General features: G+C 70.4%; 14 protein-coding genes. 6 read left to right on the forward strand and 8 right to left on the reverse strand.

Features of this window, described 5'->3' with window-relative positions; genetic code table 11:
- The first annotated feature begins 1,202 nt into the window (after window positions 1-1,202).
- The 3 genes from OHS81_RS26905 (at window position 1,203) to OHS81_RS26915 (ending at window position 3,480) form a co-directional block, all read left to right on the forward strand.
- Complete coding sequence (locus OHS81_RS26905; protein WP_328387262.1) at window positions 1,203-1,742, forward strand: type II toxin-antitoxin system VapB family antitoxin; 540 nt, start codon at window positions 1,203-1,205, stop codon at window positions 1,740-1,742.
- The gene (locus OHS81_RS26910; RefSeq protein ID WP_328387264.1) at window positions 1,739-2,161 is read left to right on the forward strand and encodes a PIN domain-containing protein; all 423 of its coding nucleotides are present in this window, start codon (window positions 1,739-1,741) and stop codon (window positions 2,159-2,161) included. The genes OHS81_RS26905 and OHS81_RS26910 overlap by 4 nt, the downstream gene beginning before the upstream one ends.
- A gap of 62 nt (window positions 2,162-2,223) precedes the next feature.
- The gene (locus OHS81_RS26915) at window positions 2,224-3,480 is read left to right on the forward strand and encodes a tyrosine-type recombinase/integrase (protein ID WP_328387266.1); all 1,257 of its coding nucleotides are present in this window, start codon (window positions 2,224-2,226) and stop codon (window positions 3,478-3,480) included.
- Between the two features lie 111 nt (window positions 3,481-3,591).
- Here the strand turns inward: OHS81_RS26915 and glnA are convergent, their stop codons facing one another.
- A complete protein-coding gene (gene glnA, locus OHS81_RS26920; protein ID WP_086715079.1) occupies window positions 3,592-5,001 on the reverse strand; it encodes a type I glutamate--ammonia ligase in 1,410 nt (469 codons plus the stop codon).
- Window positions 5,002-5,341: 340 nt separating this feature from the next.
- On the opposite strand from glnA, the gene OHS81_RS26925 reads away from it, so the two are divergent.
- The gene (locus tag OHS81_RS26925; RefSeq protein ID WP_328387273.1) at window positions 5,342-5,809 is read left to right on the forward strand and encodes an RDD family protein; all 468 of its coding nucleotides are present in this window, start codon (window positions 5,342-5,344) and stop codon (window positions 5,807-5,809) included.
- A gap of 316 nt (window positions 5,810-6,125) precedes the next feature.
- Here the strand turns inward: OHS81_RS26925 and OHS81_RS26930 are convergent, their stop codons facing one another.
- The 4 genes from OHS81_RS26930 to lipB all read right to left on the reverse strand — a co-directional run bounded on the left by OHS81_RS26930 (window position 6,126) and on the right by lipB (window position 9,225).
- A complete protein-coding gene (locus OHS81_RS26930; protein WP_328387275.1) occupies window positions 6,126-6,845 on the reverse strand; it encodes a DUF4191 domain-containing protein in 720 nt (239 codons plus the stop codon).
- A 10-nt stretch (window positions 6,846-6,855) separates the two neighbouring features.
- Window positions 6,856-7,074, reverse strand: coding sequence for an SCO2195 family GlnR-regulated protein (locus tag OHS81_RS26935; RefSeq protein ID WP_129296777.1), 219 nt, complete (start codon window positions 7,072-7,074; stop codon window positions 6,856-6,858).
- Between the two features lie 211 nt (window positions 7,075-7,285).
- Window positions 7,286-8,236, reverse strand: a complete 951-nt coding sequence (gene lipA, locus OHS81_RS26940) for a lipoyl synthase (protein WP_328387278.1) — start codon at window positions 8,234-8,236, stop codon at window positions 7,286-7,288.
- Between the two features lie 173 nt (window positions 8,237-8,409).
- A complete protein-coding gene (gene lipB / locus OHS81_RS26945) occupies window positions 8,410-9,225 on the reverse strand; it encodes a lipoyl(octanoyl) transferase LipB (RefSeq protein ID WP_328387280.1) in 816 nt (271 codons plus the stop codon).
- 274 nt (window positions 9,226-9,499) lie between these two features.
- Between lipB and OHS81_RS26950 the strand changes: the two genes are divergently transcribed.
- Complete coding sequence (locus tag OHS81_RS26950) at window positions 9,500-10,954, forward strand: regulator (RefSeq protein WP_328387282.1); 1,455 nt, start codon at window positions 9,500-9,502, stop codon at window positions 10,952-10,954.
- A gap of 45 nt (window positions 10,955-10,999) precedes the next feature.
- Here the strand turns inward: OHS81_RS26950 and OHS81_RS26955 are convergent, their stop codons facing one another.
- From OHS81_RS26955 to OHS81_RS26965, 3 genes are all read right to left on the reverse strand, one after another.
- Complete coding sequence (locus OHS81_RS26955; protein ID WP_328387284.1) at window positions 11,000-12,403, reverse strand: FAD-dependent oxidoreductase; 1,404 nt, start codon at window positions 12,401-12,403, stop codon at window positions 11,000-11,002.
- Between the two features lie 261 nt (window positions 12,404-12,664).
- On the reverse strand, window positions 12,665-13,582 hold the full coding sequence (locus OHS81_RS26960; protein ID WP_328387286.1) for a TIGR01777 family oxidoreductase: 918 nt from the start codon (window positions 13,580-13,582) through the stop codon (window positions 12,665-12,667).
- Between the two features lie 86 nt (window positions 13,583-13,668).
- Window positions 13,669-14,187 (reverse strand): DUF4240 domain-containing protein, encoded by a 519-nt coding sequence (locus tag OHS81_RS26965; protein WP_328387288.1) that lies wholly within the window; start codon window positions 14,185-14,187, stop codon window positions 13,669-13,671.
- A gap of 238 nt (window positions 14,188-14,425) precedes the next feature.
- Here OHS81_RS26965 and OHS81_RS26970 point away from each other — a divergent pair, with 238 nt between their 5' ends.
- The gene (locus tag OHS81_RS26970) at window positions 14,426-16,330 is read left to right on the forward strand and encodes a hypothetical protein (RefSeq protein WP_328387290.1); all 1,905 of its coding nucleotides are present in this window, start codon (window positions 14,426-14,428) and stop codon (window positions 16,328-16,330) included.
- Window positions 16,331-16,358 lie beyond the last annotated feature (28 nt).

The following is a 16,358-nucleotide window of genomic DNA, read 5'->3' on the forward strand; positions in this document are numbered from 1 at the left end:
GCGAAAGGCCGGCGCGATGAAGAACACCCTCGGTGGAACATGCATGCCCAGGCCGAGGGTGAGGGACACGTGTATCAAGCCGGTGGCGACCAGCATCTGACGGTTCACGTCCAGGGGATGGAGCCAGACTCCGGGTCAGAACCGTACAGACTGGCTGCACTAATGCCGCTCATCAGACTGGCCCAGTTTGTATTAGTCCTCGCCTTCGTCGTCTGCGCCATGGCCACCGGCCTGGTCCTCTACAGTGGCGGCTTCACAGTCGAGTTCCTTAAGGGCCTAGGGCTCACCTCAGGAATCTTGGCGCTGCTGTTGGTCGTGGAGCGCATTACGACGGGCCGCTGGCACAGGTGGTCACGCCCCCGCCAGCGAGCAGCGCGCCGGTAGGTGCCTGTCCGTGGACGGATCGTTCGAGGGGCGATACCGCGTTTCCGATAGAGGCGTTCCGGGGCTTGGGGACTATGAGCTGGTCGACTTTCCACGGGCACACCCAGGGCACAACGCACCGAAAAACCCTGTGGACCAGTGAGAACTGCCAAGCGTAGTTTTCCCTGGTCCACAGGGTTTTCGCGACATAGTCGCAGGTCAGCCGCCATACCCCGCCACACATCGCCAACAATCCGCAAAAAGGCCAGGTCAGCGTCCTACGGCAACGATCGCCGCAGGTGACCAACCTGTACGATTTCTAGGAGACCAAGAAGGCGGGTCGGACGGGTGCCTCGTCTTGACAGCGCTTACAAACCAGTGGGGCCGCCACTCCAGACGAAGTGGCGGCCCCACTGCATTACTGACGGCGGGTCAGGCTTTGGGTGGTCCGGTGCACACGCGGTGCACAAGGGGGCGGAAAACGGCCAGTAAGAGCGAGAACTACTGAGAAGAGTTTCTGCAGGTCACAGCCTGTTTTCAGGGTTTCCGCCCAGGCCACCCACCCCCACCCTTTAGATGTCGAAGAACTGATGCGTCACAGCCGCCACCTGGGCCGCTAGTACAGGCCGTGGTGATGACCTGCGGGGAAGTGGCTCTCTACGGTCGTCGTTGGTCGACCTGGGGCGTGCTCGGACGGCCCAGGGACGGCCCGTGACGCCCAGAGACGGCCGAGCCCAAAGGCTCAAGGTCGGGTGGTCGTGCGCGCGTCTTCAAGTGGCCGGCGATAGCCATGGTGGACGGCTACGGTGACGGCCATACTTGCTGTATGGGAGGTGGGCGTGTCAAAGACGACCGTGGACGTGGATCCGGAGCTGCTCGAAGCGGCGAAGGCTCGCTTGGGCACCACAACAATCAAGGAAACCATCAATGAGGCGCTGCGAGAGATCGCGCTGCGTGGCGAGCGCGATGAGGCCATTGATGACCTTGCTGGAATGATTCGTGACGGGCAGCTCGACTGGGATGTCATCGACGACAAGAGTGCATACCGGGCCGTGCCGAGTACCTCGGGAGAAGCGAACTCTTCATGGAATCTACGTCGTGAGGACTTAAAATATCTCCCTACTCTTCTAGCGGAGGCCAAGGGGCCGGCTGAACGTGAGGGTGTACTCAGCTCGATTGCCTTCCTTCTCGCGAGCCGCCCTGAGTGGGTGCGCCAAGCTATGGATGAGTTCCGATTTCATGGATTGGCTGATCAGCTTCGGGAAATGAAGGATCACTTCTCCGAACTGGGTTCGCACCCCGATCCTCGCGCTGAGCAGGTTCTGGCAACGCTCATGGAGTGGCTTGAAGAGGCTAATTTACGCGAGGCGGCAGGGTGACTAAGTATTTGATCGACACCTCCGCCGCGCATAGATTTTTTAAAGATCCTGGCTTGTATCCGGAGTGGCGCGCCGTAATTACGCGCGGCGAAGTCGGTATTATTCCGCTCATTGAATACGAGATTTGCTACTCCGCGCAAAAGGCGAGTGATCGCGCTAAGTTGTTAGCATTGCTCAACAAACTCTTTGCTCCGGTCATCCCTCAAGCTGCCGCGTATCAGGCTGCTCGCGAAATTCAGGAAGCATTGACGAGTAAAGGCGCGCATAGGTGCTGTAGCCCGGTGGACCTGACACTTGCTGCGACGGCCGAAATTGAGAACCTAGTCGTCTTGCATGTCGACAAGGATTACGAGACTGTCGCCCGTTTTTGGCCATCATTTAAGCAGGTGCGGTTCGGAGCTGGTGTGCCACTTGAGTAGGTGACGCTGAGATTAGTCGCACCTTCAGCATCGAACACCTCAGCTGTCGACAATCAATTCTCGTGGCGAAGTCGCATGCTGCTGGGCGGGGCACCGACGGAAAGCCGCACCGAATCAAGACCGATCGTCACGGCACCGGCATGCGGTATCGCGCCCGTTACGTGGCGCCGGACGGGGCCGAGCGCAGCAAGTCCTTCCCTGACAAGCAGAAGCGCCTTGCCGAGGCATGGCTGACGCAGATCGCGGCTGACATGAATCGTGGGCAGTACGTCGACCCGTCGGCAGGGAGGGTGACGTTCCAGCAGTTCGCCACGCAATGGCTCGCATCGCAGACCACCGACCCCTCCACGATCGTGGCCATGGAGCTGCGATTTCGGCTGCATGCCTTTCCGCACATTGGGTCACGCTCCCTGAGTTCCTTCCAGCCTGGTCACATCCGTTTATGGGCGCGGGCACTCAAGGATTCAGGTATGGCGGCGTCGTATCAGCGGGTCGTCTTCGCCAACGTTTCCGCCGTTTTCGCAGCGGCCGTCGATGACGCCATAATCACCCGCAAACCCTGCCGCGCAGGCTCTGTGAAAGCGCCCAAGCTGGACGACAGGAAGCTCAAGCCGTGGAGCCATGAACGCGTGACCGCATTGCGGGCCAGTCTCCCGGAGCAGTATGAGACGACCGTTGATGCTGGCGGGGGATGTGGGCTCCGGCAAGGAGAAATCTTCGGACTCGCCGTTGACGAGATCGACTTTCTCGGAGGCGTGGTTCACGTTGTGCGGCAGGTGAAGATGATCGGCCCACATCTCGTGTTCGCCCCGCCCAAGGGCGGCAAGCTGCGAGACGTGCCGATGGCCGACCTCGTTTCACACCGTCTCTCCGAGCACATCACTCGCCATCCGCCCGTTGACGTCACGCTGCCGTGGAAGACACCGGATGGACCGCTCGTTACCGCGAAGCTGATCTTCTACTCACGAGAGCGGAAGGCGCTGAACCGGAACTACTTCAACATGTACTTGTGGAAGCCCGCGCTGGTGGCCGCTGGTGTCATTCCCGAGCGCCGGCCGGGGGAGCGCTTCACCTACTCCCGCGAACACGGCATGCATGCGCTGCGCCACTTCTACGCCTCGGTGCTGTTGGACGCCGGGGAGAACATCAAGGCACTCGCCGAGTACCTCGGTCACTCTGACCCTGGGTTCACGCTACGCACGTACACGCACCTCATGCCGAACAGCCAGGACCGCGCGCGGAAGGCCATCGACGTGGCATTCGGATGGGCCGGTGCGGACGCCGGCGGTGACGACGGAGCGACACCCGCCGCCGCTTGAGCGGCCCCCCCGAGAACGGCCATCGGCCGTGCCTTCCGGTGACGGAAGAACACGGCCGACGGCCCACAGACGGCCCAGGAGAGCGGAAAACCGCTCTGACCTGCGGCGTTCTTAAATGTCGAAGTAAAGCTCGAACTCGTGCGGGTGCGGCCGCAGCTGGATCGGGGCGATTTCGTTGGTGCGCTTGTAGTCGATCCAGGTCTCGATCAGGTCGGAGGTGAAGACGCCGCCCTGCTGGAGGTACTCGTTGTCGGCCTCGAGGGCGTCGAGGACGGCCGGGAGGGAGGTGGGGACCTGGGGGACGCCCGCGTGCTCCTCGGGGGCGAGCTCGTAGAGGTCCTTGTCGATCGGCTCGGCCGGCTCGATCTTGTTCTTGACGCCATCCAGGCCCGCGAGGAGGAGGGCGGAGAAGGCGAGGTACGGGTTCGAGGACGGGTCCGGCGCGCGGAACTCGACGCGCTTGGCCTTGGGGTTCGAGCCCGTGATCGGGATACGCATGGCCGCGGAGCGGTTGCGCTGCGAGTAGACCAGGTTGACCGGGGCCTCGAAGCCGGGGACCAGGCGGTGGTAGGAGTTCACCGTCGGGTTGGTGAAGGCCAGCAGCGACGGGGCGTGCTTGAGGATGCCGCCGATGTAGTAGCGGGCGGTGTCCGAGAGGCCCGCGTAGCCCTGCTCGTCGTAGAAGAGGGGGCTGCCGCCCTGCCACAGCGACTGGTGGACGTGCATGCCGGAGCCGTTGTCACCGAAGATCGGCTTGGGCATGAAGGTCGCGGTCTTGCCGTTGCGCCAGGCGACGTTCTTCACGATGTACTTGAAGAGCATCAGGTCGTCGGCGGCGGCGAGCAGCGTGTTGAACTTGTAGTTGATCTCCGCCTGGCCGGCGGTGCCGACCTCGTGGTGCTGGCGCTCGACCTGCAGGCCGGCCGCGTCCAGCTCCAGGGAGATCTCGGCGCGCAGGTCGGCGAAGTGGTCGACCGGCGGGGCCGGGAAGTAGCCGCCCTTGTAGCGGACCTTGTAGCCGCGGTTGTTCTCCTCCGACCCGGTGTTCCAGGCGCCCGCCTCGGAGTCGATGTGGTAGAAGGACTGGTTCGCGCCGGTCTCGAAGCGCACGCTGTCGAACACGTAGAACTCGGCCTCGGGGCCGAAGAACGCGGTGTCCGCGATGCCGGTCGAGGCGAGGTAGGCCTCGGCCTTCTTGGCGATGTTCCGCGGGTCACGGCTGTACTGCTCGCCGGTGATCGGGTCGTGGATGAAGAAGTTGATGTTGACGGTCTTGTCGCGGCGGAACGGGTCCACACGAGCCGTCGACAGGTCCGCGCGCAGCGCCATGTCCGACTCGTGGATGGCCTGGAAGCCGCGGATCGAGGAACCGTCGAAGGCGAGTTCCTCGGCCGGGTCGAACGCCTTCGCCGGGATCGTGAAGTGCTGCATCACACCGGGCAGGTCGCAGAACCGGACGTCGATGAACTTCACGTCCTCGTCGGCGATGAACTTCTTGGCCTCGTCGGCGTTCTGGAACATCCAACTCCTCCTAGCCCGGTCACCGGTCGGCGGACGCGGGATTGCTACTCGGAACGCGACCATGTGCGGTGGCGCGTTGCCCGACCATAGGCAGGCGGGATTTCCCAAGCATGACCCATTTGTTTCGCCGAGGTTAACCGGCGCACGCCTGCCTTTATTCACCAGTGTGACCCATAAAGGGGCATTTTGGCCCAGGGTGGCGGCCGTTCGCTGCAGCGCCGCGCCGAGCCGTTCCGCCCCTGGCGGCGCGCCCCCGTGGCCCGGCCCGGAGGGCGGGCCCGAGCCGCTTTGCACCGGACCTCGGCGCAGCGAATGTATGCGGTCGCAGTACCGTGGTCGGGTGGACAACAGGCAAGCAATCGGATCGTGGATCTCCGGGCCCCGCGCGGCAGCCGAGGACATGGGTGTCGAGTTCGGGTACCGCGGGCAGCAGCTCGGGCTGCCGGAGACGGGGCCGGGCTCGATCGCGCGCCCCGGGCGCCGCTTCGCCGCGCTCTTCCTCGACTGGGCGCTGTGCCTGCTCATCGCCTACGGCCTGCTCAGCGGCGGTAAGGCGCAGTCGGCGAGCAACTGGGCGCTGGTGGTCTTCGCGGTCCTCAGCGTGCTGACGGTGGGCACGGTCGGGTTCACACCGGGCAAGCGGCTGCTGGGCCTGCGGGTGGTCGCCGAGGGCGGTGGCCGGATTTCGCTGCCGCGGGTCGTGCTCCGCACGGTGCTGCTCGTCGTGGTCATCCCGGCCGTGGTCTGGGACCGGGACGGGCGGGGGCTGCACGATCGCCTCGCGCGCGCCGTGCAGGTCCGCATCTGAGCCCGGACCTCAGGCCGAGTCCGATGGGCGCCGTGCGGGCGTAGCTGAGCCCGTACCGTACGCCGACCCGGCGGGCCCCGGGCGGTACCCCCGGCGGACCCCGGGCGATACCTGAGCCTGTACGCCGCCCCGCCCGTATACGGCGCGTACGCCCGCCCCGCATCCGGCGCTTCCGTCCCCCCGTACGCCCGCCCCGCGTACACCCCGGCAGCCCCCCACACGACGAAACGCCCCGGAGCCACAGGCCCCGGGGCGTCATCGTTCGGTCAGGGTGTCGGGTCCGTCGGCCGGACGCGGGTGCGGACGGCCGTCACGGTCAGCGGGTCTTGCCGCCGCCCTTGGGCATCCGCATGCCCTTCGGCATCGGGCCCTTCGGGACCGGCATGTTGCTCATCAGGTCGCCCAGCGCCTTGAGCCGGTCGTTGACGGCGGTGACCTGGGCGCCGGGGAGTACGCGCGGCAGCTTCAGCAGCGTCGTACGGATCTTCTTCAGCGGCACCTGGCCCTCGTCGTCGCCCACGATGATGTCGTGGACCGGGGCGTCGGCGACGGTGCGCGCCATCCGCTTCTTCTCGGCGGCCAGCAGGCCGCGCAGACGGTTCGGGTTGCCCTCGCCGACCAGCACGATCCCGGCCTTGCCGACGGCGCGGTGGACCACGTCCTGGCTGCGGTTCATGGCCACCGCGGGGGTCACCGTCCAGCCGCGGCCGACGTTGTCCAGCACGGCGGCCGCCGCACCGGGCTGGCCTTCCATCTGCCCGAAGGCAGCCCGCTCGGCGCGCCGTCCGAAGACGATCGCCATGGCGAGGAAGGCCAGGACGAAGCCCAGGATCCCCGCGTAGATTTCGTGGCCGATCGCGAAGCCGATGGCAAGGAGAACGCCGAATACGACGATGCCTACACCAGCGACGACTAGACCGACCTTGGAGTCGACCCGACGGGTCATCTTGTAGGTCAGGGCGATCTGCTTCAGCCGCCCGGTGTTCTCAGCGCCGGCAGCGCCGACAGCGCCCTCAGCATTTACCTTCCTCGCCATACAGCGCAGTCTACGTGGCGTGCGGGTGCTGGGTCGCCGCGGCCTCCAGTACGTACTCGGCCTCGTGGCGGTCCTTGGCGCGGCGGCGGTCCTCCAGGACCGATGTCCAGGCGTTACGACGGGCGGTGCGCTGTCCGCCGCGCATCAGGACGGCCTCGACGGCGCGCAGCGCACCGGTGACCGAAGGGATGGGGAGGGCGGGATTGGCGCGGAGCGGCGCGGCCTGCATGGTGGTGACTCCCTCTGATCTGTTCGGAGAAGCAGGGGTAGGTGCGGGAGCGGTGCGTGCATCCATCGTCACGGAAAGGTGTTACCAACGGATGACCTGCCGGTCAAACACCGATGAAACGTTGACGCGGCCCCCACGCCCCCCGTCAGGGGGAGTGCGGGCCGCGTCCTCCAGCATGTGCCACGTTTCACAAGACGGCGCGCCGGGGAAATCAAACCGCCTGACTGGACGCCTCGGCCTCGCGCCGCTCCATGGCCTGCTGGTAGAGGCGGCCGGCGCGGTAGGAGGAGCGGACCAGCGGGCCGGACATCACGCCGGCGTAGCCGATCTCCTCGGCCTCCTCCTGGAGCTCCACGAACTCGGCGGGCTTGACCCAGCGCTCGATGGGGTGGTGGCGCACGGTGGGGCGCAGGTACTGGGTGATCGTGATCAGCTCGCAGCCCGCGTCGTACAGGTCCTGCAGCGCCTGGCTGATCTCCTCGCGCTCCTCGCCCATGCCCAGGATGAGGTTGGACTTGGTGACCAGACCGGCCTCGCGGGACTTGGAGATGACCTCCAGCGAGCGCTCGTAGCGGAAGCCGGGGCGGATGCGCTTGAAGATGCGCGGGACCGTCTCGACGTTGTGCGCGAGGACCTGGGGGCGGGAGGAGAAGACCTCGGCCAGCTGCTCGGGGACCGCGTTGAAGTCGGGGATCAGCAGTTCGACGCCGGTGTCGGGCATCGCGGCGTGGATCTGCCGGACGGTCTCGGCGTAGAGCCAGGCACCGCCGTCGTCCAGGTCGTCGCGCGCGACGCCGGTGATCGTGGCGTACTTCAGGCCCATGGTCTGCACGGACTCGGCGACCCGGCGGGGCTCGTCGCGGTCCAGCTCCTGCGGCTTGCCGGTGTCGATCTGGCAGAAGTCGCAGCGGCGGGTGCACTGGTCACCGCCGATGAGGAAGGTCGCCTCGCGGTCCTCCCAGCATTCGAAGATGTTGGGACAGCCCGCCTCCTGGCAGACCGTGTGCAGACCCTCGCTCTTGACCAGGCTCTGGAGGTGGTTGTACTCGGGACCCATCTTCGCCCGGGTCTTGATCCACTCGGGCTTGCGCTCGATGGGGGTCTGGCTGTTCCGGACCTCCAGGCGCAGCATCTTGCGTCCGTCGGGTGCGACTGCGGACACGACCGGCTCCCTACGACTTCGTTTCTTCGGCGTACACCAGGGTACGCCCGTTGATTCGCACGTCTTTACGTGCGGGGCAACCCCGTATGGCGGGGTGGCATTCCCGGCGGTCCGGGGAGGACCCCGGCCGGGCGGCCGTCCGGCCCGGGACGGCCGGGCCGGCGACCGCTCGGTCAGACCGCGCGGGGGAGCAGTTCGGCGCCCTCCAGGACGTCCCGCAGATGTTTCTCGGCGACGGGCAGCACCTCGGCGATGGTGATCTCGCGGCCCAGCTCGCCCGCCAGCGAGGCGACGCCGGCGTCCCGGATGCCGCACGGCACGATCTTGTCGAACGAGGTGTTGTCCGGGTTCACGTTCAGCGCGAAGCCGTGCATCGTGACGCCCTTGGCGACGCGGATGCCGATCGCGGCGAGCTTGCGGTCCTCGCGGCGCTGGCCGGCGTTGGACGGTGCGTACTCCGGGCCGTTCAGCCGCGGATCGAACAGCTCGTCCGCCAGCCGCGGGTCGAAGTCGAGGTTCAGCCCGCCCAGGGCCGCTCGCTCCTCGACCGGGTCGCCCAGGATCCACACCCCGCTGCGGCCCTCGACCCGGGTGCCCTCCACGCCGAACTCGGCACAGACCCGGATCAGTGCCTCTTCGAGCCGGCGGACATGGGCCACGACGTCCACCGGGCGCGGCAGCTTCTGGATGGGGTAGCCCACCAGCTGGCCGGGCCCGTGCCAGGTGATCTTCCCGCCGCGGTCCACGTCGACGACCGGGGTCCCGTCCAGCGGACGCTCGTCGTCGGTCGTACGGCGTCCCGCGGTGTAGACGGCCTGGTGCTCCAGCAGCAGGCAGGTGTCGGGCAGCTCGTCGGCGAACCGGGCGGCGTGCACCCGGCGCTGCTCCTGCCATGCCGAGGTGTACTCCACGGCGTCGGCGCCGAAGCCCAGATGCACAAAGCGCAGCCCCTCGGGTACGGGGGTCTCCCCCCGAGAGATCGCAGTCACGGCAGCTCCTCTTCGAACCTTTGTTGCACTTTGCTGCAACGTTGATGCCACTTCGCGCCATGCCACTGTACGGCCGCCTCTTCCGGTCCCCGCAGGCGGCCGGTGTCCGCCCCTCCCGCCCCTGCTCACACGATCGGATGAACGCGGGGAGGAGGCGGTGATCGGGGCGCCGAAGGCCGTTACATTCACGCCGTTCCACAAGGGCGAATGAGCATGCCGGACAGGGTCCGCCGAACCCGGCAGCGGCCCGGAAGGCAGGAGACCGGTAAAGCTGATGACGGAACGACCCCCGCACCACACCCCCAACCGCCAGCTCGCCGCGCTCATCGCCGAGGCGGGATTCTCCAATGCCGGGCTGGCCAGACGGGTGGATCAGCTCGGCATCGAGCACGGCCTCGACCTGCGGTACGACAAGACGTCGGTGACCCGCTGGCTGCGCGGCCAGCAGCCCAGAGGCACCACCCCCGCCCTGATCGCGGAGGTCTTCACCCGCCGGCTGGGGCGCCGGCTGTCCGCCCAGGACCTCGGCCTGGACGCCTGTGCGCCGGTGTACGCCGGGCTGGAATTCGCCGCGAGCCCCAGCGAGGCGGTGGACATCGTCAGCGGCCTGTGGCGCAAGGACTCCGGCAGCCATGCCGAGCTCCGCAAGATCGCCTTCACCCCGGCCGGGCTCGTGGTGCCCAGCCGCGACTGGCTGATCGGGCGCGCCGACGAACGGGTCGCCCGTGGCGAGACCAACGGCGACGGCGCGGGCCGGGTGCCTGCACAGGGCCGGGTCACGGTGCCCCGGCAGCGCCGCACCGACCGGGTCGACCGCACCCAGGGCTCCAAGGTCACCTCCGGCGACATCGCGGCACTGCGCTCGGTCGGCGAGCTGTTCCGGGCGCTGGACCACGCCTACGGCGGCGGCCATGCCCGCCAGGCCCTGGTGCGCTATCTGGAGCACGAGGCCGAGCCGATGCTCCGCGGCAGCTACGGCGAGGCCATCGGCCGCCGGCTCTTCGCGGCCGCCGCCGATCTGACCCGGCTGGCGGGCTGGACCTCGTACGACATCGCGGCCCATGGGCTCGCCCAGCGGTACTTCGTCCAGGCCCTGCGGCTGGCCCAGGCCGCCGGGGACCGGGCGTACGGGTCCTACGTCCTGGTGACGATGAGCCGGCAGGCCGTCTACCTGGGGCACGGCAGGGAAGCCGTGCAGCTGGCGCGGGTCGCCCAGCAGGGCGTCGGCGGCAGCGCGCCGCCCGCCGTGCAGGCGCTGCTGCACTCCGCGGAGGCACGCGGCCACGGTGTCCTGGGCGAGGTCCGGGCCTGCACGACGGCGCTGGCCCGTGCCGAACGGGCGCTGGAGACCGTCCGCCCCGGTGACGACACCCCGTACTGGGCGCGCTTCTTCGACGAGGCGCAGCTCGCCGACGAACTGGCGCATTGCCACCGCGATCTCCAGCAGTACCGCGCCGCCTCCCAGCACGCCGAGCGCTCCCTCCAGCTGCGCGCGGCCGGGTTCGCCCGCAGCAGGCTCTTCTGCCGGGTGGTGCTGGCGACCGCGCGGCTGGGCCTGGGCGAACTGGAGCAGGCCTGCACGCTGGGCGCCGAGGCGGCGCTCCAGGCCTCCGAGATGCGGTCCGTACGGGCCCACGAGTACGTCAGGGAGTTCGAGCGCCGCCTGGAGCCCTACCGGGACGCGGCGGCGGTGCGGGGATATCGCGAACGGGTGGCGGCGCTCGGGTGAGGGCGGGCCGGGCCGTTGGGGTGAGGGCCGGTCCGGCCGCCCGGGTCAGGCCGCCGTGGGCAGGGCGTCCGGTTCCGTGGTGAAGGCCGGCAGCCCGAAGTCCTGGAGGAGCGCGCGGGCGGCGCGGCGGCCCGAGTTCAGCGCGCCCTGGAGCGTGCTGGTGTCACGGTGATCGCCGCACACATAGAGGCCGGAGAGCACCCGCACCGGCCGCTCCGGGTCGTGCGGCGCCGGCATCGCGGGGACCGCATACGGGTCGTGATGGGCGGTCAGCAGCTGCCAGTCGTCGGTGTGCGCACCGTAGATCCGGTCGAGCTGGGGGCGGACCGTCTTGTCCAGTACGGACAGCGGCAGCATCGCTGCGGCGCCGAGCACGGTCGTGGTGATCAGGGACCGGCCCGGCGGTGTACGGGAGGGGTCGATGGCGCCGGCGGCGTAGCTGTAGGCGACCGGACCGTCCGTCGGGAGGATCAGGGCCGTGTCGCGGGACGGCGCGCCGCGGCCCCCGTCCGCCGCCGCGGTGTGGTGCAGGACGGCGAGCGGGTGGAAGGCCGGCACCCGCAGCCCCGGCAACAGCTCGGCCGCCTCCCGCGCGCCGGTGGCCACCAGTACCGCCCGACAGGGGATATGACCGTGCTCTGCGGTGCTGACGCCGGTGGTGGAGACGGCGGTGACCTGCACGGACGTACGGACCGTGCCGGGCGGCAGGGTGGCGGCGAGCAGTTCGGGGACGGTCGCGGCGCCGCCGGCCGGCAGCCACAACCGGCCCTGGGCGTAGGCGCGCAGCGCCGCCGCCGCGCCCCGGCTGGAGCCGCGCAGCTTGGGATCGCACAGCAGCGCGGCCAGCAGGGGCCGCAGGAACGCGTCATGGCCGCGGTGCGGGAAGGCGGGGCGGCTCGCCAGGGCGTCGTGGATCGGACGGTCGGCAGGCGGGGCGTGGGGGACGAAGGCCGGGGGAGCGGCGGCGGTGCCGGCGGCGCGGCGGTCCGTTCGGCGGTCGATACGGCGGACCGGGCGGCGGTCCGGGGGCGGTACGGTCCGCCGGTCGGTGAGGCGGACGGTCTGACGCTCCGTCCGGCGGTCCGTACGGCGATCGGCGCGCGAGAGGGCGCGGGCCGCGGACAGCGCGCCCTTCGCGCTCCGGGGCGCGCTGACGCGCTGCGCCCGCTGGCCGTTGTGGACGCTCAGACCGGGCGCGAACGGACGGAGCGTCAGCTCGCCGAGGCCCGGGGTGCGGCACAGATCGGCGGCGGAGACGGCCAGCGGCCGGCCGCAGCGGTCCAGCCGGAAGCCGTCGAGGTGGTCGGTGGCGGACCGGCCGCCGATCCGCGGCGCGGCCTCCAGGACCGTGACGGACACCCCCGCCCCGGTCAGATGGCGGGCGGCGGCGAGTCCGGCCGGACCGGCCCCCACGATGACGACGTCCACGGCCGATGCGGTACGCAGCACATGCCCCTCCCGAGGTCGGTCCCAACGGCGGCGCACCCCTGTCGTGCCCGGTGCCGCCATGGGGGATACCGAGATGAGGCGTGCGAGGTCGGCAGGAGGCGGCGGTCCGTTCGAGAGGGGGCGTCCAAGGGGCGCGTCGACGCGCCCCTTGGCCAAAGCTTCCCGTGTGGCCCCGCGGCTATGCCGCCCGGACGACGGTGTGACGCGGACGACTTTGCGGTGCGGACGACGGGATGACGCGAATGCCCCCGCTGCGGACGGCTACGCGGCCCCGGGACCACGCGGCCCGGAGCGCTGTGCCGCCCGGACCGCCTCGATGATGCGCGGATGGGCGAACGCGAACCCGGAGTCCAGCAGCCGCCGCGGAATGACCCGCTGGCTGCCCAGCACATCGCCGGCGAACTCGCCCAGGGCGGCCCGCAGGACCGGCGCCGGCACGGTGAACAGCGTGGGCCGGCCCAGGACATGGCCCATCACGGCGGTGACCTCACGGTTGGTGACCGGTTCCGGTGCCGTGAGGTTGACCGGACCGGCCAGGTCCTCGGTGTCGATGAGGTGGCGGAGCGCCCTGATGTGGTCCTCCAGGGCGATGAAGCTCCAGTACTGGCTGCCGTCGCCGAGCCGGCCGCCCAGACCGAGCCGGAAGAGGGGGAAGAGCCGGCCCCAGGCGCCGCCGGAGCGTGCCACGACCAGACCGGTGCGGGCGAAGACGGTACGGATGCCCGCGTCCTGGGCCGGCTTCGCGGCGTCCTCCCAGGCCACACAGACCTCCGGCAGGAACCCGTGGCCGGCCGGTGCGCTCTCGTCCGTCCGCCGGTCACCGGTGTCGCCGTAGTAGCCGATCGCGCTGCCGCACACCAAGACCCCCGGCGGGGTGTCCATGGCGGCGAGGGCCGAGGCGAGGGCCCGGGTGCCCAGGACCCGGCTGTCGCGGAGCTCCTGCTTGTAGGCGGCCGTCCAGCGGTGGTCGCCCACCCCGGCGCCGGCCAGGTGGACGACGGCCCCGCAGCCGGCCAGCCCGGCGGTGTCGACCTCCTGGCGCCCGGGGTCCCAGCGCACCTCGTCGGCGGCCGTGGGCGCGCGCCGTACGAGCCGGACGACGTCATGGCCCTCCGCGCGCAGAGACCGTACGAGCGCCGTGCCGATGAGTCCGGTCGAGCCGGTGATCGCGATCCGCATGGGGCCATACTGCCCGCAGCGACGGACCGGTGGTGACACCCGGGGGCCCGGGCCCGCCGCGTCCCCGGCGTGAACCGGCCCCGCGGCTACGGCCTGAAACGGTCCCAGAGGGTGGGGAAGCGCTCCGCCATGCTCCGGTCGTCGTCGAAGTCCAGGTACGTGCCGACCGGTTCGCGGGGCGGCGCGGGTAGCCCCAGGTCCGGCATCACCCCGCCGGTCAGCTGCTCGTACGCCTCGTCGGCCGCATAGCCCAGCTCCTCGGCGTCGCCGTCCACCGCCTCGTCGAAGTCGTCCAGCAGCTCGGCGAGCTGGTCGGGGTCGTGCAGCGCGCCCTCGAAGACCTCCCGGCCCTGGGCGATCAGCCAGCAGCGGAAGTAGTCGAAGGCGTCGTCGCCGGCGCCGCCCAGCATCACGGAGGCCGCGGCCCACAGATCCCAGGAGTACGCCCGGTTGTAGCGGGCCTCGAAGTGGCGCGCGAAGTCCACGACGGCATCCGGGTCGAGCCCGAGGAGCCGCTCGACCAGCGCATCGGCCTGCTCCTCAGGGTCGCCCGCGGCGGCCTCGCGGGAACCGTCGATCAGTTCCCAGAACTCCGTCTCGTCCATCACCGCTCCAGCATCTGCCCTGCCGGCGCCCGTCGCATGCGGAGTCCCCCGGATGCGACGGGGTCGTTATCCGGATCGGTGACGTGGCGGGCGCGCCGGTGACGGGGTGTTCGGATCGGGTTCGCTCACCGGCCGGCTCCGCCGTGTGACCGTCCCAAGAATCACTCGTTGGACGGCGTGCAACGACCGAACGACGGCATATCCACCATTTCGCGAAGGGCTGTTCCAGGCCATGCCCATGGACGAACGCACCCGGGCCGATGTCGAACGGGCCGAGGCGGCCCTCGTCGAGCACTATCCACGGCTCGTCCGCCTCACCTACCTCGTCCTGTCCCCGTCGACGGGCCGCCACCGCCGGGTCCTGACCGCCCACGGTCTGGTCCAGCGGGCGCTGCCGCGGGCGCGGCTGCGCCGGCCGGACGGCGGACTGCCGGCACAGCGCGGCCCGGCGGCAGAACCGGGCTACGACGTGGTGCGGCTGCGGGCCCTGCGGCTGGCGCTGGCGCACGAGGGACGGCCCCTGCGGGGACCGGCGGCCCTGCCCCAGGTCTGGGGCCTGCGGCTCTTCCCGCGGGTCGGCGGCGCGGAAGAACTCGCCCTGGACCAGGCGCTGTCCGCGGTGCCGGCGTCGGTGCGCGCCGCCCTCGGGCTGTGGCATCTGGAAGGGCTGGACGAGGACGCCGCACGCAGCGTGCTGGCACGGGCCGGGGTCGAGGAGCCCGATGCGGCACAGCGGGCGGCGGCGCAGCTGGACCGGGAGACGGAGACGGGCGCCGCGGCACTGCTGAACTCGGCGGAGTTCGACCCCTGCACGGTGCAGACCCGGCCGACCGACCTGCTGCGCCGCCGGCAGCGGGTCCGGGCGGCGATCGCGCTGGTGGCCGTACTGGCGGTCGGCGCCGCGGCGGCCGGCCTGCTGCGCGGCGACGGGGACCGGGCGGGGCGCCCACCGACCACGGCGGAGCAGGCGCTGGACCCGGGCCGGCTGCTGCGCACCCCCAACGAAGCGTGGACGGACACCTCCCGGGTGGACTTCACCGCCTGGCCCGTCCGCGGCCGGCAGGCCGGCGACCAGGAGCTGCTGGGGCGGGCGCTGCGGGTCTGGGCGGCGCCACCCGCCGACGCCCGGATCATGACATCCGCGGGCACCTCCACCCGGCCGCCCGACCACCCGCCGCAGCTGCTGTACGCGGGCCAGATCGACGCCGTGACGGTCGTGGTCTTCTACGACGGCGAGCGGCTGGTGCGCTACGCCGAGCCCGAAGGCGCCACGCCCACCCTGCACTTCGCACGGGTCGACGACGCGGATCTGACGACCGGTGCCGCGCTGGTGATCGGCCGCGGCAACGGCTGGATGCGGTATCTGCTGGCGCCGTGGGTCTCCGACGTCGGCGTCCGCGACCTGCTGGCACCGGCCGCCCCGGTGCACGGGCTGCATGTCACCCCGGACGGGGTCACCGACCGCATCCCGGTACCGCCCGAGGGGGGCACCGGCTGCGGGCACTGGCCGGCGGCCCAGTTCCGTCCCTCGACCCGGATCGCGGGCACCGGCGTGAACCCTCCCTTCCTGCTGACCGACCTCAACGATCTCGTTCCCGTCCACCTGACCTCCGTGCCACCCGGCGGCGCACCGGCCGCCCAGGCGGGCGAGGCGACCGGCACCCCGGCCCTGCAGGGCTGGGCCCGTACGGCCTGCTCGCTCGGGTCGCTGCGGGGCGCCGGCGTACGGTCCGTCGGCAACTGGGCGTTCGCCGGCCAGCGCCTCCCGGAGGACAGCGGCAGCGCGACCTGGGTGTGCAGCCGTGCCGACACCTGGCGCGGGCCCGGCAGCGTGACCCTGCACTTCCTGCCGCCCGCCACGCGCCCGGCCGAGCCCGGCCGGATCGCCGGACGGGCCGGGGACACCGCCGCCTGCAGCCGCTTCGGAGCCCCCGTGGTCGGGAACGTCCACTGGCGGGCGCGGTCCGGCAAGTGGTATCTGCTCGCGGCCGGCAGCCAGGGGGTCGGCGGTATCGATGCCACCGGCGGGGTACGGGTCTTCGGCCACACGAACACGCTCGCCGCGCCCGCCGGGCGGAACGCCCCCGACGAGGTTGTCGGACGGCTGCGGAGCGGGGGGACGGTGCGCGCGCTCCGTCCGTAGGCGCTGGGCGGATCGCTGTACGGCGGCT

The sequence above is a fragment of the Streptomyces sp. NBC_00400 genome (assembly GCF_036048035.1).
GTDB lineage: Bacteria > Actinomycetota > Actinomycetes > Streptomycetales > Streptomycetaceae > Streptomyces.

Coding starts and splice junctions, on each gene's coding strand:
- OHS81_RS26935 (WP_129296777.1), bottom strand. CDS start 7,074: ATGCAGGCCGCGCCGCTCCGCGCCAATCCCGCCCTCCCCATCCCTTCG.
- OHS81_RS26930 (WP_328387275.1), bottom strand. CDS start 6,845: ATGGCGAGGAAGGTAAATGCTGAGGGCGCTGTCGGCGCTGCCGGCGCT.
- OHS81_RS26960 (WP_328387286.1), bottom strand. CDS start 13,582: ATGCGGATCGCGATCACCGGCTCGACCGGACTCATCGGCACGGCGCTC.
- OHS81_RS26965 (WP_328387288.1), bottom strand. CDS start 14,187: ATGGACGAGACGGAGTTCTGGGAACTGATCGACGGTTCCCGCGAGGCC.
- OHS81_RS26970 (WP_328387290.1), top strand. CDS start 14,426: ATGGACGAACGCACCCGGGCCGATGTCGAACGGGCCGAGGCGGCCCTC.
- OHS81_RS26950 (WP_328387282.1), top strand. CDS start 9,500: ATGACGGAACGACCCCCGCACCACACCCCCAACCGCCAGCTCGCCGCG.
- glnA (WP_086715079.1), bottom strand. CDS start 5,001: ATGTTCCAGAACGCCGACGAGGCCAAGAAGTTCATCGCCGACGAGGAC.